This is a genomic window from Spongisporangium articulatum (assembly GCF_044465595.1).
In the GTDB taxonomy this organism is placed as follows: Bacteria; Actinomycetota; Actinomycetes; order Actinomycetales; family Kineosporiaceae; genus Spongisporangium; species Spongisporangium articulatum.
In genome coordinates, this window is sequence record NZ_JBITLV010000005.1 from 218,317 (window position 1) to 237,471 (window position 19,155).

General features: G+C 72.1%; 20 protein-coding genes. 8 read left to right on the plus strand and 12 right to left on the minus strand.

From position 1 onward, the window contains the following. Positions 1 to 2,478, plus strand: coding sequence for an AAA family ATPase (locus ACIB24_RS16065; protein ID WP_398282440.1), 2,478 nt, complete (start codon positions 1 to 3; stop codon positions 2,476 to 2,478). Here the strand turns inward: ACIB24_RS16065 and ACIB24_RS16070 are convergent. Then, entirely contained in the window at positions 2,466 to 3,230 is a 765-nt protein-coding gene (locus tag ACIB24_RS16070) for an isoprenyl transferase (RefSeq protein ID WP_398282442.1), read from the minus strand. The two genes, ACIB24_RS16065 and ACIB24_RS16070, sit on opposite strands and share 13 nt — an antisense overlap. Before the next feature lie 84 nt (positions 3,231 to 3,314). On the opposite strand from ACIB24_RS16070, the gene trhA reads away from it, so the two are divergent. Then, on the plus strand, positions 3,315 to 4,130 hold the full coding sequence (gene trhA, locus ACIB24_RS16075; RefSeq protein WP_398282444.1) for a PAQR family membrane homeostasis protein TrhA: 816 nt from the start codon (positions 3,315 to 3,317) through the stop codon (positions 4,128 to 4,130). Positions 4,131 to 4,228: 98 nt separating this feature from the next. Here the strand turns inward: trhA and ACIB24_RS16080 are convergent, their stop codons facing one another. Then, positions 4,229 to 6,256 (minus strand): thioredoxin domain-containing protein, encoded by a 2,028-nt coding sequence (locus ACIB24_RS16080; protein ID WP_398282446.1) that lies wholly within the window; start codon positions 6,254 to 6,256, stop codon positions 4,229 to 4,231. A gap of 96 nt (positions 6,257 to 6,352) precedes the next feature. After that, positions 6,353 to 6,628: an SbtR family transcriptional regulator gene (locus ACIB24_RS16085; RefSeq protein ID WP_398282448.1), complete on the minus strand. Its 276-nt coding sequence runs from the start codon at positions 6,626 to 6,628 to the stop codon at positions 6,353 to 6,355. A 6-nt stretch (positions 6,629 to 6,634) separates the two neighbouring features. Between ACIB24_RS16085 and ACIB24_RS16090 the strand changes: the two genes are divergently transcribed. Beyond that, positions 6,635 to 6,805, plus strand: coding sequence for an SDR family oxidoreductase (locus tag ACIB24_RS16090; RefSeq protein WP_398282450.1), 171 nt, complete (start codon positions 6,635 to 6,637; stop codon positions 6,803 to 6,805). On the opposite strand, the gene ACIB24_RS16095 is transcribed toward ACIB24_RS16090, so the two are convergent. The 4 genes from ACIB24_RS16095 to ACIB24_RS16110 all read right to left on the minus strand — a co-directional run bounded on the left by ACIB24_RS16095 (position 6,771) and on the right by ACIB24_RS16110 (position 12,280). Further along, positions 6,771 to 8,636 (minus strand): NAD-binding protein, encoded by a 1,866-nt coding sequence (locus tag ACIB24_RS16095; RefSeq protein ID WP_398282452.1) that lies wholly within the window; start codon positions 8,634 to 8,636, stop codon positions 6,771 to 6,773. The genes ACIB24_RS16090 and ACIB24_RS16095 overlap by 35 nt on opposite strands. A 136-nt stretch (positions 8,637 to 8,772) precedes the next feature. Beyond that, positions 8,773 to 9,684 (minus strand): glycosyltransferase family 2 protein, encoded by a 912-nt coding sequence (locus ACIB24_RS16100; protein WP_398282454.1) that lies wholly within the window; start codon positions 9,682 to 9,684, stop codon positions 8,773 to 8,775. Between the two features lie 5 nt (positions 9,685 to 9,689). After that, positions 9,690 to 10,577, minus strand: a complete 888-nt coding sequence (locus tag ACIB24_RS16105) for a CDP-alcohol phosphatidyltransferase family protein (protein ID WP_398282456.1) — start codon at positions 10,575 to 10,577, stop codon at positions 9,690 to 9,692. Beyond that, complete coding sequence (locus ACIB24_RS16110; protein ID WP_398282458.1) at positions 10,574 to 12,280, minus strand: CDP-alcohol phosphatidyltransferase family protein; 1,707 nt, start codon at positions 12,278 to 12,280, stop codon at positions 10,574 to 10,576. The genes ACIB24_RS16105 and ACIB24_RS16110 overlap by 4 nt, the downstream gene beginning before the upstream one ends. A gap of 173 nt (positions 12,281 to 12,453) precedes the next feature. On the opposite strand from ACIB24_RS16110, the gene ACIB24_RS16115 reads away from it, so the two are divergent. Together ACIB24_RS16115 and ACIB24_RS16120 are read left to right on the plus strand one after the other, a co-directional pair. Next, positions 12,454 to 13,149, plus strand: a complete 696-nt coding sequence (locus tag ACIB24_RS16115; protein WP_398282460.1) for a phosphocholine cytidylyltransferase family protein — start codon at positions 12,454 to 12,456, stop codon at positions 13,147 to 13,149. A gap of 65 nt (positions 13,150 to 13,214) precedes the next feature. Continuing rightward, positions 13,215 to 14,600, plus strand: a complete 1,386-nt coding sequence (locus ACIB24_RS16120) for a CDP-glycerol glycerophosphotransferase family protein (RefSeq protein ID WP_398282461.1) — start codon at positions 13,215 to 13,217, stop codon at positions 14,598 to 14,600. On the opposite strand, the gene ACIB24_RS16125 is transcribed toward ACIB24_RS16120, so the two are convergent. From ACIB24_RS16125 to ACIB24_RS16135, 3 genes are all read right to left on the minus strand, one after another. Then, the gene (locus tag ACIB24_RS16125; protein WP_398282463.1) at positions 14,591 to 14,821 is read right to left on the minus strand and encodes a hypothetical protein; all 231 of its coding nucleotides are present in this window, start codon (positions 14,819 to 14,821) and stop codon (positions 14,591 to 14,593) included. The two genes, ACIB24_RS16120 and ACIB24_RS16125, sit on opposite strands and share 10 nt — an antisense overlap. Further along, positions 14,818 to 15,705 (minus strand): mycothiol conjugate amidase Mca, encoded by an 888-nt coding sequence (mca, locus tag ACIB24_RS16130; protein ID WP_398282465.1) that lies wholly within the window; start codon positions 15,703 to 15,705, stop codon positions 14,818 to 14,820. The genes ACIB24_RS16125 and mca overlap by 4 nt, the downstream gene beginning before the upstream one ends. A 77-nt stretch (positions 15,706 to 15,782) precedes the next feature. Further along, complete coding sequence (locus ACIB24_RS16135; protein ID WP_398282466.1) at positions 15,783 to 15,938, minus strand: hypothetical protein; 156 nt, start codon at positions 15,936 to 15,938, stop codon at positions 15,783 to 15,785. A gap of 90 nt (positions 15,939 to 16,028) precedes the next feature. On the opposite strand from ACIB24_RS16135, the gene ACIB24_RS16140 reads away from it, so the two are divergent. The 3 genes from ACIB24_RS16140 to greA all read left to right on the plus strand — a co-directional run bounded on the left by ACIB24_RS16140 (position 16,029) and on the right by greA (position 17,282). Continuing rightward, complete coding sequence (locus ACIB24_RS16140; RefSeq protein ID WP_398282468.1) at positions 16,029 to 16,217, plus strand: hypothetical protein; 189 nt, start codon at positions 16,029 to 16,031, stop codon at positions 16,215 to 16,217. A 7-nt stretch (positions 16,218 to 16,224) separates the two neighbouring features. Then, entirely contained in the window at positions 16,225 to 16,656 is a 432-nt protein-coding gene (locus tag ACIB24_RS16145) for a DUF4307 domain-containing protein (protein WP_398282470.1), read from the plus strand. Between the two features lie 134 nt (positions 16,657 to 16,790). Next, complete coding sequence (gene greA, locus ACIB24_RS16150; protein WP_398282472.1) at positions 16,791 to 17,282, plus strand: transcription elongation factor GreA; 492 nt, start codon at positions 16,791 to 16,793, stop codon at positions 17,280 to 17,282. A 19-nt stretch (positions 17,283 to 17,301) separates the two neighbouring features. Here greA and ACIB24_RS16155 read toward each other — a convergent pair whose 3' ends face one another. After that, complete coding sequence (locus ACIB24_RS16155; protein ID WP_398282474.1) at positions 17,302 to 18,105, minus strand: ABC transporter permease; 804 nt, start codon at positions 18,103 to 18,105, stop codon at positions 17,302 to 17,304. After that, positions 18,102 to 19,085 (minus strand): ATP-binding cassette domain-containing protein, encoded by a 984-nt coding sequence (locus ACIB24_RS16160; RefSeq protein WP_398282878.1) that lies wholly within the window; start codon positions 19,083 to 19,085, stop codon positions 18,102 to 18,104. Before ACIB24_RS16160 ends, ACIB24_RS16155 begins: the two co-directional genes overlap by 4 nt. Positions 19,086 to 19,155 lie beyond the last annotated feature (70 nt).

Below are 19,155 nucleotides of genomic sequence, written 5' to 3' on the forward strand. Positions count from 1 at the left end.
ATGAGCACCCCCAGTCAGCTGAGCGGTTCGCAGCGGGAAGTGAAGACCCGCCCGGAGCCGGACTGGAAGCGGCGCGGCACCCGCAAGCCGATGACGCCGTTCGACCGATTCAAGTTCCTGTTGCTGATCGCGGCGCTGTTCGGCGTCCTGGTCTGGAACGAGTACCTGCAGATCGAGCCACTCGGGTCGTGGGGCGACGCCTTCGCGCAGGAGACGGCGAGCCAGCAGTGGCTGCTGTGGCTGCTCGGCCTCGAGGCCGTGCGACAGCTGCACTTCCTGATCAGCGAGCGGAACCCGGCCTACAACCGGCTCTGGACCGAGCGCGTCTTCGCCGGTTTCGAGAGGTGGACCCAGCGTCGGTTCACGGCGTGGACCCGGTTCCGTCTCACCCGGGCGATCACCTGGGTGTTCTGGATCGTGGTCATCGCGATCGTGCTCGGCAAGGTCCTGGGCACCTCACCGGTGGGGGCGCTCTTCCAGGCCCCGGCGCTCATCTGGCAGGCGATGCCGATGATCGCGCAGATCGTGTTCATCATGGTCTTCGGGATCATGCAGTTCGTCGCCATCTTCTGGTTCATGTCGCGGGGCGGCGTCGAGACCCACTTCCCCGACGACATCGAGACCCGGTTCAGCGACGTGTGGGGCCAGGACCACGTGGTGGCTCGCGTGCAGGAGAACATGCTGCTGCTGGAGAACCCCGAGTCGATCGAGGACCGCGGCGGCCACGTGCCGTCGGGCATCTTGCTGTGGGGCCCGCCCGGCACCGGCAAGACGCTGATGGCCGAGGCCGTCGCGGGTGAGACGGGCAAGCCGTACGTGGCCGTCGACCCGGGCGCGTTCCAGGCCATGTTCTTCGGCGTCGGCATCCTGAAGGTCAAGGCGCTGTTCCGGAAGCTGCGGAAGCTGGCGCTGCGCTACGGCGGCGTCATCGTCTTCTTCGACGAGGCCGACTCGCTGGGCAACCGGGGCGGCGCGGTCGCGACCGCCACCCCCGCGGGCGCACAGTCGGCGGCGTGGGACGCGGCCGGCTGCAACGGATTCGGTCATCTGTCGGGCCACGCCCAGGAGGTCCTGGCCCGCGCCGGGATGAGCCCGAACGCGACGGGCCCGGGCTCGTCGCGGTTCGTCGTCCCCGGCGGTGGCGGTCGCGGCGGCTTCGGCGGCGACATGGGCACCCTGCAGGCCCTGCTGAGCGAACTGTCGGGGCTGAAGAAGCCGCGCGGTTTCGTGAACCGCGTCGTCCGGCGCACGCTGGGCATGCGTCCCAAACCGCCGCCGAAGTACCGGATCCTCGTGATGATGGCCAGCAACCAGCCGGATTCGCTCGACCCGGCGCTGCTGCGTCCGGGCCGCATCGACCGCATCTACCGGGTCGGTTACCCGAGCAAGGCCGGGCGCATCCGCACGTACCAGGGGTACTTCGACAAGACCACGCACGAACTCACCGACGAGCAGATCGACAAGCTCGCCACGATCACCCCCTACGCCACGGGCGCGACCATCAAGGACCTCGTCAACGAGGCGTTGATCAGCGCCATCCGCGACGGCCGGGAGACGATCGTCTGGAAGGACGTGATCCGGGCCAAGCACCTGAAGGACCTGGGGCCCGGCGAGGACGTCGAGTACGTGGAGCGGGAACGCCACGCCACGGCCCTGCACGAGGCCTGCCACGCCGTGCTCGCCTGGGCCACGCGCCGGCACCTGGACATCGACCTCGCCACCATCGAGAAGGGCAGCGACTACCTCGGCATGGTGAAGTCGATCCCGTCCGAAGAACTGTTCACCCGGTGGCGGTCGGAGTACGAGAGCGACATCCTCGTGAGCGTCGCGTCGCTGGCGGGCGAGCGGATGTTCTTCGGCGGCGACAGTTCTTCGGGGGTGTCGGGCGACCTCGAGAGCGCCACGCACCTCACCGCCCTGATGGAGTCGCACTGGGGCATGGGCGCGGGCATCAGCTCGCTGCCCGCGCTGCAGCGACTGGGCATCGGCGGCGGGGGCGGCGGCCCCGAACCGGGCCGCGGTCCAGGCGGCCCCGAGGGCGACGGGCCGGACGCCGAGGCGGCGAAGAAGGAGGAGCCGGGCGGCGGCGCGCTGGGCGCCCGGATCGAGCGGAACCTGCACAAGCACCTCGAGCAGGCCGCCGCCATCCTGACCGAGAACCGCCTGCAGGTGCTGGCTCTCACGCACGCGCTGGAGTTCCACAAGACCCTCACCGGCGAGGACGTCGTCGCCGTTCTCGAAGGCACCCAGGGCCCGCTGGTGGACGGCCGTCCCTACCGGGCCGAGGGCGTCCGCGAGGAGCTGGAGGAGTACCACCGCACCGCCGTCGAGGCGCACCGCCAGCACTCGCCGGTCGGCGTCCGGCTGCCGCACATCGGGCCCGACGTCGTGCCCGGCGAGCTCGCGGTGGCCATGACCGGCCATCCGGAGGGCGACAAGTCCACCCCGCACGAGGAGCCGGGAACTCAGGCGCCGTAGCGGCGTTCGCGTTCCGCGTAGTTGCGCAGCGCGCGCAGGAAGTCGACCCGGCGGAAGTCGGGCCACAGGGCCTCGACGAACGAGAACTCGCTGTGCGCGCTCTGCCAGAGCAGGAACCCCGACAGCCGCTGCTCGCCCGAGGTGCGGATGACCAGGTCGGGGTCGGGCTGGCCGCGCGTGTAGAGGTGCTCGGCGATGTGCTCGACGTCGAGGATCTCGGCGAGCTCCTCGATCGAGGTGCCCTGCGCGGCGTGCGACTGCAGCAGGGAGCGCACGGCGTCGGCGATCTCGCGCCGGCCGCCGTAGCCGATGGCGATGTTCACGTGCCCGCCGGTGTTGGCCCGGCTGCCCGCCTCCAGCTCCTTCAACCGGCTGGCGGTGGCCGCAGGCAGCAGGTCGAGCGCGCCGACGGGGTGGACGTGCCAGCGGCCGGTGCCGGCGATGCGGGCCGCCACGTCCTCGCTGATGCCCAGGATGTCGGTCAGCTCGCGGGGCGAGCGGCCGACCAGGTTGTCGGTGGACAGCATGAACAGGGTGACGACCTCGACCCCGAGCTCGTCGCACCAGCCGAGGAACTCGAGGATCTTGTCGCCGCCCGCCCGGTGCCCCTCGGCGGTCGCGGCGCCCAGCTGCTTGGCCCAGCGGCGGTTGCCGTCGAGGATGACCCCGATGTGCCGGGGGACCGCCGACGGGGTCAGGACCGCGGTGATCCGGCGCTCGTAGGCGCGGTACAGCAGCTGGCGCAGGCCCATGTCGGCCACGGTATCGGCAGACGAACGAGTGATGGGGCGCCTCCGCCGGATGTCACTCACAGCAGACCTCGCTACCGTGGGCGGATGGGCGAGGTCGAGCGCGAGAACGAACGGACGGGTGAGAACCCGCCGGAACGGCTGGTGGGGCGCCTCGAGGACCGTCTCGGTCAGGCCCATCAGACCGTCCGCGAGGTCAAGGATCAGGTCCGCGAGAAGGCCGAACTGGCCCAGCAGACCGTCCGCGAGAAGGCCGAACTGGTCAAACCCAAGCTGCGGGGCTGGCTGCACGCGGGCACCTTCCCGCTGGCGGTGACCCTGGGCGCCGTCCTGGTGCTGGTCTCCCCCGAGGGCCGCGTCCGGGTGGCCTCGGCGGTGTTCGCGGTGACGGCGTCCCTGCTCTTCGGGGTGAGCGCGCTGTACCACCGCGGCCACTGGAGCCCCCGGACCACCCGCCTGCTGAAGCGGATGGACCACGCGAACATCTTCCTGATCATCGCCGGCACCTACACGCCGTTCAGCGTGCTGCTCCTGGCCCCGGGCCCGGCCCGCACGCTGCTGTGGATCGTCTGGTCGGGCGCCCTGGCCGGGGTCGCCTTCCGGGTGCTGTGGGTCGGCGCCCCGCGCTGGCTGTACGTGCCCGTGTACATCGCGCTCGGCTGGGTGGCCGTCGTCTACCTGCCCGAGTTCTGGGCCGCGCCCGGGCACGCCGTCGCCATCGTCACGTTGATCCTGGTGGGCGGCCTCTTCTACACCGTGGGGGCGATCATCTACGGCACCAAGCGGCCCAACCCGAGCCCGCGGTGGTTCGGCTTCCACGAGCTGTTCCACGCCTTCACCGTGGCCGCGTTCCTGGCCCACTGGGTGGGCGCGGCCATCGCCGTGGGGTCGGTCCCCAGCTGACGCCTCTAGCCCCCCGGTTCGTGATCATGCAGAAACGTTGACGCGCTGGGACACGCCCGGCCGGTCTCGCGCGCTCCGGCGTCAACGTTTCTGCATGATCACGAACTGAGCTGGGCGGTCAGCTCCGCCACCGTGCCCACGGGCAGCCGGCAGGCGAAGTTCTCGCAGACGAAGGCCCGGGGCGCGTCCGAGCCACCCCGGTCGGCGAGCAGCGGCACCCCGGCCGCGTCCGGCGTCCCGGCACTGATCACGAGCCCCGGGCGGGTGGAGGCCAGCGCGGCGCCCTGCAGCGCGTCGCGTCCCGGGCCCGCGGGGCCCGCGACGGCCACCTCCCGCGGCCCCGCGACGAGGGCCTGAGCGACCGCCAGCCCCCAGCCGACGGCCTGGGGTGAGCGGGCGGCCAGCGCCTTCGTCACCCCGAGCGCCCGCTCTCCCGCCTCGGTGTGCCGGGCCGAGCCGGTCAGCGCGCCGTAGGCGAGCAGGGCGCCGGCCGCCGCGGACGTCCCGGACGGGTAGGCGTTGTCGGACGGGTCGGCCGGGCGGCGGACGGCGGCCAGCGCCGCGTCCGTGCCGTCGGCGGGGGTGTCGTGCAGGCCGTCGGCGTCGAGGAACTGGGCCAGGACGACGTCGAGCAGGCTTCCGGCCGCCGCGAGCCACCGGGCGGCGCCGGTCTCGCTGGTGGTCGTCGCGTGCAGCGTGAGCAGGCCCTCGGCCAGGTCGGCGTAGTCCTCCAGGACACCGGCCGGCGCGCCGACGGTGCCGTCGCGACTGACCCGGCGCAGGCGGTCGTCGACCAGGTGGACGCCGAGCAGCAGGTCGGCGGCGCGGGTCGCCGCCTCGAGCAGGTCGGGTCGCTCGAGCAGGACGCCGGTCTCGGCCAGCGCGGCGACGGCCAGCCCGTTCCAGGCGGCCACCACCTTGTCGTCAAGACCGGGCTGCGGGCGGCCGGCCCGGTGCGCGGCGAGGCGGGCGCGGGCATCGGTCCAGCGGTCGGCGTCGGGCGTGCCGTCCACCAGGCGGGTGAGTTGCAGCGTGGAGGTGCCCTTCTCGAACGTGCCCCGGCCGGTGACGGCGAGCAGCTCGGCCGCCCAGGCCCCGTCGTCCGGGCCGAGCACCTCGACCAGTTGCTCGGGGGTCCAGACGTAGGTCAGGCCCTCCTCGCCGTCCGTGTCGGCGTCCAGCGAGGAGGCGAACCCGCCCTGCGCGGTGCTGAGGTCGCGGACGATGAAATCGCATGTCTCGAGCGCGATCCGGGCGCTCTGCGGGCTGCCGGTGAGCCGCCAGTGGTGCAGGTAGACGCGAGCCAGCTGGGCGTTGTCGTAGAGCATCTTCTCGAAGTGGGGCACCACCCAGGCGGCGTCGACGCTGTAGCGGGCGAACCCACCCGCGACCTGGTCGTAGATGCCGCCGCGGGCCATCGCGGTCAGCGTCCGGTCGGCGATACCGCCTGCGGTGGAGGCTGTTTCGGACGGTGTCGCGGCGTGCCGGAGCAGGAACTCCAGCACCATGGACGGCGGAAACTTGGGCGCTCCGCCGAACCCGCCGCGCGCGGCGTCCTCCTGCCCGGCCAGGATGCGCACCGCCTCGGCCAGCAACCCGGGCGAGGGGACGCCGTCCAGGGTCGGAATCGTCCGCTCGGCGAGCGCTTCCGCAATCCCCGCACTGGCCTGGAGGACCTCGGGGCGCCGGTCGCGCCAGGTCTCCTCGATCGCCGTGAGCAGCTGCCGGAACGAGGGCAGCTGCGGGTGCGGCCGGTTCGGGAAGTAGGTGCCCGCGTAGAACGGCCGGCCCTCGGGGGTGAGGAAGACCGTCATCGGCCAGCCGCCCTGGCCGGTCAGCGCCTGGGTGGCCGCCATGTAGACCGCGTCGACGTCCGGTCGTTCCTCCCGGTCCACCTTGACGTTGACGAACGACGCGTTCATCTGGGCCGCGGTCGCCTCGTCCTCGAACGACTCGTGGGCCATCACGTGGCACCAGTGACAGGCGGCGTACCCGATGCTGAGCAGGACGGGTACGTCCCGCTCGCGGGCGGCCTCGAACGCCGCGTCGGACCACTCCCACCAGTCGACCGGGTTGTCCCGGTGCTGCTGCAGGTACGGCGAGGTGGACTGCCCGAGGCGATTCACTCCTCCACCCTGCCACCCCACTCCAAGATCACCGTTCGAGTGCGCCGATCGCGAGTACGACTCGAGTTCGGTGCACCGGCCCGGTGATCTTCGGCGTCAGGTGCTGCGGAGCCCGTCGGTCACGAGGTCGCAGAGCCGGATCGCCTGGGCCCGGTGCTCGGGTGCGGCCACCGCCATCACCCCGGCCAGCAGCGCCGCGACGTCGTCGGCACGGACGTCGGGGCGCAGATCGCCCGCGACAGCGCCGGCCCTGAGGAACCGCTCGACGACGCGGACCGGGTTGGCGCGCATCGGCCCCGCCTCGAGCCGGCCGGCGGCCATCAGGCTGCGCAGGGTCTCGGTCATCCCGTGCTTGGTCCGGGCCCAGTCCACGAAGTCGTGGTTCCAGCGGCGCAGCGCCTCGGCCGGCGGGTACTGCCCGAGCAGTTCGACCGCCTGGGCACCCCACGTGAGATCGCCGAGGTGGTGGCGTTCCTCGCCTCGGACGGCGCGAGCTACGTCACCGGCCAGAACATCAAGGTCGCCGGCGGCCTGGGTCTCGGGGGTTAGCGCGCGCGGAGGCTTCGCGGGAGCGGTCCGTACGCAGGACGGCGAGCAGCTCGTCGTAGGGGCCGACCAGGTAGGCGACGTCTCCGGCGGCGAACCGGGTGTCGCGCCGCGGCGGGTACTCCAGCGCCCCGTGGGCCCGGGCCAGCGCGACCACCCGCGTGCTGGCCGCCAGCTCGCGCATGGCCAGCCCGTCGAGACCGCTGCCGGGCGCCACGGTCAACGCGGCGACCAGCATCGGGGTATCGGCGACGTAGAAGGTGTTCTGCACATCGAGACCGAGCGCGGCCCCGACGAACCAGGGGGCGGCCAGCGCCGCGGTCGAGCGCACCGAGTCGAAGCCGAAGCTGCGCTCCACCGTGCGGGCCAGGTTGCGGTCGAAGAGCCGCAGCACGAGCGGCACGTCGCTGCGCCGGTCACCGAGCACGTCGTTCACCGCGAGCCCGGTCTCGATGTTGACCAGGTCGTTGCTGGTCACCACCGCGACCGCCCGGGCGTGGGTGAGGTGCACCGCGGCCAGCGTGTCGGGCTGCGTCGCGTCGCCGGCCACCACCGGGACCCCGAGCGCCTTCGCGTGCGCGAGGTACCGGTTGCCCTCGTCGGACTCGACCACCACGACCTTCAGGTCCTGCCGGACGAGCAGCTCGACCACCCGGATGCCGATCGCCCCGAGCCCCACGACCACCACGTGCCCGGACAGCCGGGTCACCCGCAACCGGCCCAGCGACTCCTGGATCTGCCGGCTGACCAGCACGTTCGTGATCAGCGCGAAGAACACCGTGGCCAGCATCGCGCCGACCAGCATCAGGCAGATCGCGTAGATCCGCAGCCAGGTCGGCTCGTCGCGGAAGTAGAAGTCGCCGTAGCCGACGGTGCCGATCGTCTCGACGGTGAAGTAGAGCGCGTCGAGCACCGACATGCCCTCCCCCTCGGGTTCGCGGTACCCGAGGTGCAGGACGGTCGTCGACAGGGCGATCAGCGCGACCAACCCGACGAGGATCCACCGCAGCCGGGCGTCGAGGGCCTGCGCCGCCGACCGCTGCAACTGCGCGAACCACTGCCGGACCGCCCCGAAACCGGCTGAGGACGAATCGCTCTCGGCCCGGCGCGCGGCCGCCGCGGCCCCGCCGTACCGGGCCCCCGTCGTCCCGACCGCCGGCTCCTCCGGTTCGGCGAACCGGGCCACCCGTACGCCGGCCGCCCGCAGCTGCGCCGGCGAACCGAGGACGGTGACGGAATCACCGGGGCCGACCGACACGTCGCGCCCGGGGCAGAGGACGGGCGGACCGTCGTCCCGCGGTTCGACCGCCACGGGGGCGAGGTCGCCGTACAGCTCGCGCAGGGTGGCGCGCCGCGGCGGCCGCACGGTGGCCACGACGAACCTCTGCCCGGCCAGCTCCAGCTCGTGCGCGCCGCCGCGCACGCAGGCCTCGACCAGCGACGGCGCCGACAGCCGGGCCACGTCGAGCACGGCGGCCCCGGTCGCGGCGACCGCCCGGCCCACGGCCGGGTTGCGGATCTGGACGACGATCCGCAGGTCCGGGCGCAGCTCCCGGGCCAGCAGGGTCGTCTCGAGGGTGTGCAGGTCGTCGCTGTCGACGGAGATCAGCGCGACCGCGGTCTCGATCCCGGCGGCGCGCAGGGTCTCGGGCAGCCGGGCGTCGAGCTCCAGCCACGGGACGTCCCAGCCCTGAACGATCCGGACCAGCCGCCGGTCGGGGTGGTCGTCGACCACGACGACCGGTACGCCCGACCCGTGCATCTGCTCGATCGTGCGCAGCCCCTCCTCGTGCAGCCCGCACACGATGACGTGGTCCTTGAGCGGCTCGGGCACGCGCTCATCATGGCCGAACGCACAGGTCAGCCGTGTTACGAACCTCTGTTCGTGATCAAGGAAAGTTCCAGTCTGATACGGCACCCGCCCCACGACGAACACTTCGGGTCAGACTGGAACTTTCCTTGATCACGAACTAGATGACGGGGGGACGGCCCGCGCGCGTCATCCGCCAGACGGTGCGCCAGCTGATCCGCCGTCGCCCGCCCGCCTCGTCGCGGACGCCCTCCCAGTAGCCCTTGGCCACCTCGCGCGCGTCGGCCCGCTTGCGCAGCCGCACGGCCGTGATCAGCGCCCACACACTCACGTAGAGCACGCCCACGGGGAACGGCAGGTTCCGCCGGGCCAACCAGACCCGGTTGCGGGCCGAGAGCCGGTAGTACTCGCCGTGCCGGGTCGGCGCGATCACCGGGTGGTTCACCACGATGTCGCCGTCGTAGAAGACCCGGTACCCGGCGTCCCAGACCCGCCAGGCCAGCTCGATGCCCTCGTGGGCGTACCAGAACTCGCCGGGCCAGCCGTCGGTCGCGTCGAACACCGAGCGGCGCATGGCCACGCCGCCCTCCCAGACGGCCACCACGTCGGAGCTGCGGGCCGGGTCACCCACCCGCAACCGCGGCGTCCAGCGGCGCGGGGCCGGCGTGCCGTCGGCGGCCTCCACCCGGGGCTGGATCAGCCCCAGCGACGAGTCGGCCGCGAACTTGGCGGCCAGCCGGGCCAGGGTGTCAGGGGTCGGGAGCGAGGCGTCGTCGTCCAGGAAGAACAGCAGTTCACCGCGCACGTGCGGGACGCCGGCGTTGCGGCCGGCGGGGATGCCCAGGTTCTCGGGCAGGCCCAGCCCACGTACGCCCGGCGGCAGCCCGGTCGGTTCCCAGCCGTTGCCGACCACGACCGCGTCGATCTCGACGCCGCGCTGGGCGAGGAGCGACTCGAGCGCGCGGTGCAGGTCGTCGGGGCGCTTGCCCTGGGTCAGGACGACGACGCCGAACCGGGCGACCTGCGGCGGCGCCGCCTCGGCGGTGCCGGTGGGATCCACGGCCTCGTCCACCCCGCTCACCGCAGCCGCGCCGAGTTCAGCACCGCGGCCAGGTGCCCCGCGACCGTCACCAGCGCGGCGACCAGCAGGCCGCCGAGCAGCACCTGGGTCGCGGTGTGCGAGCCGAGCGCCAGGTCGACGACGGCGGCGGCCAGGACCAGCAGGGACAGCTCGACGGAGTGGAACACGCGGTGGAACGGCACGATCTTGGCCATACCCCGTAGCCGCCGGACGAGTCCCACCGTGGGCACCCGCACGGCCTCGGCGTCCTTCATGGCGGTCATCCCGTACTGCCCCCGCGAGACGTGCACCAGGTCGTTCTCGACCTTGTTCAACGCCACCAGCAGGGCCAGCACGGCCCCGGCGAACAGCGCCGGGTCGGCCAGCGTGGCCAGCAACCGCTCGAAAGCGCCCGTCCCGGAAGCGGTCACGAGCGGCCCGGCGCCGAACCCGCCACCGGTCGCGACCCGGACGCCGAGGGCCAGCGCGATGCCGCACTCGGCCACGTAGTGCCCGACCCGGTCGAGGTAGATGCCCAGGGGGGACGACGTCTGGCGCCAGCGGGCGACCTCCCCGTCGCAGCAGTCGAGCAGCATCTGCAGCTGCACGAGCAGGGCGGCCAGCACCGCCCCGCCGATGCCGACCCACGTGGTGGCCACCGCCGACGCGGCGGCCGCCGCGATCATCAGCCAGGTCACCGCGTTCGCCGACGCCCCCGCGGCCAGCAGGGGCCGGGTCAGGTAGGGCGAGATCTGCCGCAGGTAGGCGTGCGCCACCCAGTGCTCGGCGGCGGCCCGGCTGCGCACGTGCTCCGGCTGCCCGATCTCGCGGATCTGCGCGATGGTCGGGTGCTCGGGCCGCTGCGCCAGGGCCGGTCCGGGAGCGGGCTCGGTGGCCGGGTTCACGAGGCTCCTTCGACAGTCCGTGTCTCGACGGTGACTCGTGAGTCATCGTCTGTCCAGTCCCGCAGGCTGCCCACGACCGCCTCGACGAGCACCAGCGCGGCCAGCAGCCAGGTACCGGGCGTCGCGACCCGCGGGGCGAGCGTGCTGACGACCCCCAGCACGAGGGCGAGCAGCAGCCTGCCATCAGTACCGGTGCCACGGCGAACCGCGGCCGCGCCGTCCCGGACCCCGTAGACGTGCAGGTAGTGGGCCAGGGCCGTGGCCGTCACCAGCGCGAGGGCCGCCTCGGGGGCGACGTCGACCCGCTCGACCAGGACCCACAGGGCGACCAGCTCGGCCACCGCCAGCACCGCAGGGGCCAGCGCCGCGAAGGCCGTCGCCTCGACCGTGGCCCGGCGCAGCGCCGGGCCGAGGACGGGACCGCCCGCGAACAGCGCGGCCAGCTTCGGGGCGTCCACGGACGAGGACCGCCGCCGCACGGCGAACGCGGCCAGCATGTACCCGGCGGCCAGGGCCCCGCCCGCGACCAGCAGGGCCAGCGTGCCGCGCGGCGTCCAGACGGCGGCGGCCACGCTGATCAGCAGGAACCGCTCCCCCACCGGGAAGTGCCCGAGCCGGCGGACCCACGAGAAGCCGGGGTCGGGGCGGGCGATGCGGTTGAACCGCAGCGGCTCGGCGTTGCGCACCCACGTGTTCGGCCGCGTCGCGCCGCGCAGGTACCCGCGCTGCAGGCCCCAGCCGACCTCGAACTCGTTGCGGAACGTCTGCAGCACCACGGCGACGGCCGCCAGCAGCCAGACCGGGTGCCCGGCCCGGTCGGAGGCGAACGCCAGCGCGCCGATCACGGCGAACTCCTTGACCCGGTCGGTGCTGGCGTCGAGCCAGGCCCCGAACCGGGAGAACCGGCGGCGGAACCGGGCCAGTTCGCCGTCCACGCAGTCGACCAGCAGGGACAGCTGCAGCAGGACGGCGCCGAGCACCGCCCAGCCCCGGCCGCCGGTCCCGCTCGCGGCCAGGCAGAGCGCGGCGCCCAGGCCGATCAGCAGGGAGGCGACCGTCACCTGGTTCGGGGTGACCCCCAGCCGCAGGGCCAGGTCGGTCAGCCGCCAGGACAGCCGCCGGACGACGAGGGTCGAGTAGACGCCGTCCCCGCCGCGGGCGGCCTCCCGCAGCCGCACGTAGCGCTCGTCCAGCGCCGCCACCCCGGCCCGGGCCGAACGGGTCTCGGCCGCGTCCAGCGGGTGCGCCCAGACGTACCCGGTGAGCGGCACCGGGGTGACCCCGACCCCGGCCGCGGCCAAGGCGCGGGTCAGCTCGAGCAGGGGGACGTCGTCCGCCCCGTTCTCGAGCTCCTCCGCCAGCTGCGCGGCGCGGGCCCGGTCCGGCCCGTCGATCTTGAGCACGTCCAGGAACTGCCAGCTCGCCGGCTCGGGACCCGGGGCGGCGAGGGCCGCGGAGCCGAGGCGGGGGTCGTCCAGGACGGCGCCGAGCGGGACCGCGGACAGCACCAGGTCGGCCGGGATCAGGGCCAGGGGCCGGTCGCTACGGGCGGCGATGCGCTGGGACAGGGGGCCCTCGGGGGTGAGCGCGACCAGCGGGACCTGTGCGCGCAGCGCGGCCATCAGGTCGGCCGAGCTGTCCGGGCCCGCCGCCGGCAGCAGGGCCACGTCGAGCGGACGCGTCTGTGTGTCTGCCGCCACCACGCACGGGAATTTAGCACCGCGGTTAGGAGCCCGCCGCGACCTGCGAATACTGTCGAGGGCTGATGTCACTGAGACATGGCACACCGCATAACTCGTGCCAATGCTGGCACGATGGCATCAACGGCCCCGACGACGGGCCGGTGAACACGAAGAAAAGATCTCAAGGAGTACGCGTGACCGCACAGGTGATCATCCTCGCTGCCGGGATGGGGACGCGCCTCGGCCGGCCGCACCCGAAGCCGCTCACCAAGCTGGAGACGGGCCAGACGATCATGGCCCAGCAGTTCCAGCGCGTCCGGGACGCGTTCGGGCCGGACGTGCGGATCACCGTGATCGTCGGGTTCAAGATGGACCTGATCATGGAGGCGCACCCCGACGCGCTGTTCGTCTACAACGAGGTCTACTCGGAGACGAACACCTCCAAGAGCCTGCTGAAGGGCCTGCGCAGCACGTGGGAGGGCGGCGTGCTGTGGATGAACGGTGACGTCGTGTTCGACAAGGGTGTCCTGGAGGGCATCGCGGACCGGATCGGCGGCGACCAGAGCTTCGTCTGCGTCAACACCGCCTCGGTCGCCGAGGAGGAGGTCAAGTACACCCTCGGCGGCGACGGTTTCATCGACGCCCTGTCGAAGCAGGTCGTCGGCGGGCTGGGCGAGGCCGTGGGCATCAACTACATCTCCGAACGGGACAAGGCCGCGTTCGTCGAGCGGCTGGCCGAGTGCGACGACCAGGACTACTTCGAGCGTGGCCTGGAGCTCGCGATCGAACGTGACGGGGTCAGGATCCTCCCCGTCGACATCTCCGAGCACTTCGTGGTCGAGGTCGACTTCGAGGACGATCTGGCCCGGGCCAACCAGCTGCACGGCTGACCTGGCAAACTCCACCCGGGGGCCTCCGACCGACAGTCCGAGAATCAGGCGAGGGCAACAGCGCGATGTACGTGCCGGTGACGGTGTCCAACTTCCTCCGGTCCCCCAACCGGGGTACCGCGGCCGCGATGGCCAACGCCGTGCGGAACAAGCAGCGGGCCCGGCGCCGGCTGGCCCGCGCGGCCAACCGCGTCGACCGCGAGCCGCCCGGCCCGGCCCCCGCGGCCGAGGTGATCGTCTATTTCGCCGACGACCCGCGGAAGCTGTACCAGCTCGACCAGTGGCTGCCCGTGCTGGCCGAGCTGCACAAGCGGCACCAGGTGCTGATCGCGCTGCGCAAGATGGACTCGCTGCTCGACCTGCGCGCCCGCACCTTCATCCCGTCGGTCTACGTGCGCCGGCTGGCCGACCTGCTCGAGCTGTACGACGAGCTGGAGCCCAAGGTCGCCATCTACGTCAACAACGGCGTCGCGAACTTCCAGTCGCTGGCCGTCTCGACCATGCTCCACGTGCACGTGAACCACGGCGAGAGCGACAAGGTCAGCATGGTCTCCAACCAGGCCAAGTCCTACGACCGGGTGTTCGTGGCCGGTGAGGCCGCCGAGCGCCGGCACGCGGCCGCACTGATCGACTTCGACCAGCGCAAGCTCGTGCGCGTCGGGCGCCCCCAGCTCGACCTGACCTTCCCGCCGCAGCTGCCGCCGACCACCCGGCGCACCGTGATGTACGCGCCCACGTGGGAGGGCGAGAACGACTTCAACAACTACACGTCCGTCGACGTGTACGGGCCGGCGATCGTGTCCCAGCTGCTGGACCTGCCCGACGTCCGGCTCGTCTACCGGCCGCACCCGCGGGTCCTGACCAGCACCGACCCCGGTGTGGCGGCCGGGCACCAGGAGATCCTCCGGCTGCTGGAGGCGGCCGACCGCCGCGACCCCGGCGCCGGGCACACGTCGTCCATGGAGGGCAACACGCTGGCCCTCTTCGGGCACGCCGACGCGATGGTCACCGACGTGTCCAGCATCGGTCTCGACTTCCTCTACCTGCGCACCGAGAAGCCGCTGTTCATCGCCGACCGGCGCAACGACCGCGACCTGCTCGCGGTGGACGCGCCGATCAGCGCGGCCTGCGATGTGATCGACGCGGGCACGATCGCCACCCTGGGCGCGACGGTGGCCGCCCGCCTGGACAGCGACCAGCGGCTGAGTTCACGGCAGGAGCTGCGCCAGTTCTACTTCGGCGACCTGGCCCCCGGTGAGAGCACCGAGCGGTTCCTGGCCGCCGTCTCCGAGGTCATCGCCCAGCGCGACCGGCTGATCCAGGGGATGGCCCACCCGCACGGCGGGTCGTCGGCCGCGGCGGCCGCGGGCGACCTGGGGGACGACGACTCCCCCGCCTCGTTCCAGGGGCACGGAGCGCTGGCCTCAGCCGGGGAGACTGCTCAGGACTGAGGCTCGTCCGGGCCCTTCGGGGCTTCGGGCGACCGGGTCGGGTCGGGGCTGTACTGCACCCGGCGCACGTGCGTGACCATGCTGCGGATCAGCAGGATCACGGCGATCACCAACCCGAACGTGACCAGGAACCCGATCAGCCCGGGGGTCACCTTGTCGTCCGGCGGGGTCTTCTGCTGGACGTCGGCCAGCCAGAGCGCGGCGTTGAGCCCGACGGTCATGACTCCTCCTCACGGATGCCGGCGAACAGGTCGTCCTCCGGCAGCGTCGTCTGCACGTGGCTGCGGGCCAGCTGGTAGTCCTCGGTCGGCCACAGCTCGCGCTGCATCTCCAGCGGGATCGAGAAGAACCAGCCGTCGGGGTCGATCTGCGTGGCGTGGGCCAGCAGCGCCTTGTCCCGCCGTTCGAACCACGCCCCCACGTTCACCTGGGTGGTGATCTCCGGCTCGGGGCCCATCTTCTCGGCCCACTCCTCGCGGCGCTTCATCCAGTCGGCGAACGGCGACTCCAGCCCCCGGGCCAGGAGCGCCTCGTGGAACGTCAACATCTTCTTGGTGCTGAAACCCCGGTCGTAGTAGAGCTTCTGGGGCTGCCACGGCTCGTCGGGGCCCGGGTAGCGGGTCGGGTCGCCGGCCGCCTCGAACGCCTCCATCGAGACCTTGTGGCACATGATGTGGTCGGGGTGCGGGTAACCGCCGTTCTCGTCGTATGTGGTCATCACGTGCGGGCGGAACTGACGGACGAGCTTGACCAGAGGGGCGCTGGCGGTCTCCAGGGGTTCCAGGGCGAAGCAGCCGTCCGGTAGCGGCGGCAGCGGGTCACCCTCGGGCAGCCCCGAGTCCACGAAGCCCAGCCACCGGTGCTGCACGCCTAGGGCCTCGGCGGCGGCGGCCATCTCCTTGCGGCGCACCTCGGCCATGTCCCGCTCGATGTCGGCGTTCCCCTGCAGCCGGGGGTTGAGGATGTCACCGCGCTCGCCGCCGGTGCAGCTGACCACCAGCACCTCGACACCCTCGTCCACGTACCGGGCCAGGGTCGCCGCACCCTTGCTGGACTCGTCGTCCGGGTGAGCGTGCACCGCCATCAGCCGCAGTTGCTGGGCCACCAGCTCGTCCTCCTTCGGATGGCAGCCGCGGGGCCGCCCACTGCCGACCATCATTCCCGATCCCCGTCCTCGGGTACTCAGCGACCCGTGCCCCGCCCCCATTCCCCGTCGATCATGCGCAAACGCAGCACCGCCCCGTCGATCATGCGCAAACGCAGCACCGCCCCGTCGATCATGCACAAACGCAGGGTCCACCTGTCCAGGTCGCGAAATGCCGGGCCGGCGACGTTCATCGAGGTGCCACTGGTCCGGGCGCTCGACGGTCCGACCGTCCATGGGCACGGTGTCACACAGTGCTCGTCCGGTGGGCGCGGTGTCACACCGTGCCCACATGGATCGACGGCCGGAAACACCGGGCCTCCTCAGACGCCGACGAGCCTGTGCTGCGTTTGCGCATGATCGACGGCGTCATGCTGCGTTTGCGCATGATCAACGGCGTCATGCTGCGTTTGCGCATGATCAACGGGGATGGGGTGGGGGGCCGGGACGGCGGAGCGGCGGGCCGGGGATGATGGTCCCGTGACCGACTCACCGACGGCCCCTTCCCCGGCCGCCCCCGCCACCGACCTGGGCGCCCGGTACGGCCGCCGCCCGGGTGGCTACCGGCGGCTCGTGGTGAGCGGCGTCGTCCTGGCCGTGGCCCTGGTGGCCTGGCTGGGCTGGACCGCGGTCCGGGTCGGTGACCCCGAGATCTCCTACCAGGACGTCGGGTTCTCGGTGATCTCCGACGGCCAGGCCCAGATCACCTTCCGGGTCCGGTTCGCCGGCCGAGTGCCGGCCGCCACCCGGGCGGCGTGCACCGTGCAGGCGCAGAACGTGCTGCACACGGAGATCGGCCGCAAGGACGTGACGGTCGGCCCGGCCCGCGAGCGCCGGGTCCAGGTGACCGCCCAGCTGCCGACGAGCGAACGGGCCAACTCCGTGACCGTCACTGGCTGTGCGCTGTTGTGACGGCTTGTCCTTTCCGGTGATCCCGCTAGGCTTGTCGTTTCTGCATGTCACATGGGGTATCCCCTCAGAGCACGCGAAACACCCGGCGGTCGGTGGTGGTTCACCGGCCGCCGACACAATGATTGGAGCGAGCCGTGACCGACACGAGCGACGCCGTCACCTGGCTGACCAACGAGGCCTACGACCGGCTGAAGAACGAGTTGGAGTACCTCTCGGGTGAGGGCCGGGTCGAGATCGCCAAGAAGATCGAGCTCGCTCGCGAGGAAGGCGACCTGCGCGAGAACGGCGGGTACCACGCCGCCAAGGAGGAGCAGGGCAAGCGCGAGGCGCGCATCCGCGTGCTCAAGCAGCTGCTCGAGAACGCCCAGGTCGGTGAGGCCGCCCCCGACGACGGGACGGTCGCTGCGGGGTCCGTCGTCACCGTCGACATGTTCGGCGACGAAATGCTGTTCCTGCTGGGCAGCCGCGAGGCCGCCGAGGGCACGGAGATCGACGTCTACAGCGAGAAGAGCCCGCTGGGGTCGGCCATCCTCGGCCACAAGGTCGGCGACGAGGTCAGCTTCACCGCGCCGAACGGCAAGCAGGTACCGGTGAAGATCCTGAAGGCCGAGCCGTACCGGGGCTGAGCGCGGACCGGGCGCGGCGTCAGCGCGTCGCCGCCCGCTGGTACTGGGCGATCGACAGGGGCACGAACACCGCGAGGATCGCGACGATCCACAGCGCCGAGTAGAGCACCGGGTGCTGCAGCGACCAGACGTCGGGCGTGGGTAGCGCCGGGCTGGTGTTGCCGAACAGGTCACGCCCGGCCTGGGTGACCGCCGAGACCGGGTTCCAGTTGGCGACCCACTTCACCGCGGCCGGGAAGTTGTTCTGCGGCACGAAGGTGTTGGCGACGAACGTCAGCGGGAAGATCACCATGAAGCTGGCGTTGTTCACCACCTCGACCGTGCGCGCGGCCAGCCCCACCGACGCCATGACCCACGAGATGGCGTAGGCGAACGCGAGCAGCAGCACGAACCCGCCGAGCGCCTCGAGCACCGAGGTGCGGATGCGCCAGCCGATCACCAGGCCGGTGAGGCCCATGATCACCACGGTCACGACGTTGATGCCGACGTCGGCCGCGGTGCGCCCGAGGACGACCGCCGAACGGGACATCGGCAGCGTGCGGAACCGGTCGATCATGCCCTTCTGCAGGTCCTCTGCGAGGCTGACCCCGGTGAACGTGGCGCCGAAGATAACCGTCTGCACGAAGATGCCGGGCACCAGGAACTCGCGGTAGCCGACCCCCGGCACATCGATGGCACTGCCGAAGATGTAGCCGAACAGCAGGATGAACATGATCGGCGACAGGGTCGCGAAGACCAGGATGTCGGGCACCCGGCGGATCTTGATCAGGTTGCGGCGGAAGACGGAGACCCCGTCGACCAGGCCCAGTCGCAGCGCGTTCACGCCACCACCTCCTTCTGCGGGGAGCCGGCTCGGGACTCCTCGGCCACGTGCCCGGTCAGGGTGAGGAAGACGTCGTCCAGCGTCGGGCGCCGCACCGCCACGTCGAGCACGTCGACCTGCCGCTCGCCCAGGGCCGTGAGGGCCTCGACCAGCGCTGCGGCACCGGTCGAGGACCCCTCCACCGAGACGGACAGCTTGCGCGTGTGGGGGTCGGTGGTGACGGCGCCCCGGCCGACCCGCTCGAGCACCTCGGTGGCCACCGGCACCTGGTCCGCGGACCCGACGACCAGCTCGATCACCTCGCCGCCGACCTGGGCCTTCAACTCGTCGGCCGTGCCCCGGGCGATGACCCGCCCCTGGTCGACGACGACGATCAGGTCGGCCAGCCGGTCGGCCTCCTCCAGGTACTGGGTGGTGAGCAGCACGGTCGCGCCGTCGGCCACCAGCTCGGCGATGACCTGCCACATGTCGTTGCGGCTGCGCGGGTCGAGGCCCGTGGTCGGCTCATCGAGGAACAGCACCTTCGGGCGGGCCACCAGGGCACCGGCCAGGTCGAGCCGGCGACGCATGCCGCCCGAGTACGTCTTCACCGGCCGGTCGCCCGCGTCCTCCAGCCGGAACTGGGCCAGCAGCTCGCCCGCCCGCTCCCGGGCCCGGCGCCGGCCGAGGTGGTAGAGGTTGCCGACCAGCTCGAGGTTCTCGCGGCCCGTCAGGTACTCGTCGACCGCGGCGTACTGGCCCGAGACGCCGATCAGCTCGCGCACCCGGCCGGGCTGTCTCAGGACGTCGACCCCGGCCACCTCGGCGGAGCCCGAGTCGGGCTTCAGGAGGGTGGTCAGCACCCGCACGGTCGTCGTCTTGCCCGCGCCGTTCGGGCCCAGCAGGCCGAGGACGGTGCCCTCGGCCACCTCCAGGTCGAGCCCGTCCAGGGCCTTGACCGACCCGTACGTGCGGACCAGCGCGCTGGCTCGGATGGTCATGGAGGACGTCGTCGTGGCCACGGTCACAAGCTACTGACCGGGTCCGACAATGCCACGCGATTTTCGGCCG

Excerpts from the sequence above, each read along its gene's own strand:
- ACIB24_RS16065 (WP_398282440.1), top strand. The coding sequence starts at position 1 with ATGAGCACCCCCAGTCAGCTGAGCGGTTCGCAGCGGGAAGTGAAGACC.
- ACIB24_RS16070 (WP_398282442.1), bottom strand. The coding sequence starts at position 3,230 with ATGGGCCTGCGCCAGCTGCTGTACCGCGCCTACGAGCGCCGGATCACC.
- trhA (WP_398282444.1), top strand. The coding sequence starts at position 3,315 with ATGGGCGAGGTCGAGCGCGAGAACGAACGGACGGGTGAGAACCCGCCG.
- ACIB24_RS16120 (WP_398282461.1), top strand. The coding sequence starts at position 13,215 with ATGTACGTGCCGGTGACGGTGTCCAACTTCCTCCGGTCCCCCAACCGG.
- ACIB24_RS16125 (WP_398282463.1), bottom strand. The coding sequence starts at position 14,821 with ATGACCGTCGGGCTCAACGCCGCGCTCTGGCTGGCCGACGTCCAGCAG.
- ACIB24_RS16135 (WP_398282466.1), bottom strand. The coding sequence starts at position 15,938 with ATGAACGTCGCCGGCCCGGCATTTCGCGACCTGGACAGGTGGACCCTG.
- ACIB24_RS16160 (WP_398282878.1), bottom strand. The coding sequence starts at position 19,085 with ATGACCATCCGAGCCAGCGCGCTGGTCCGCACGTACGGGTCGGTCAAG.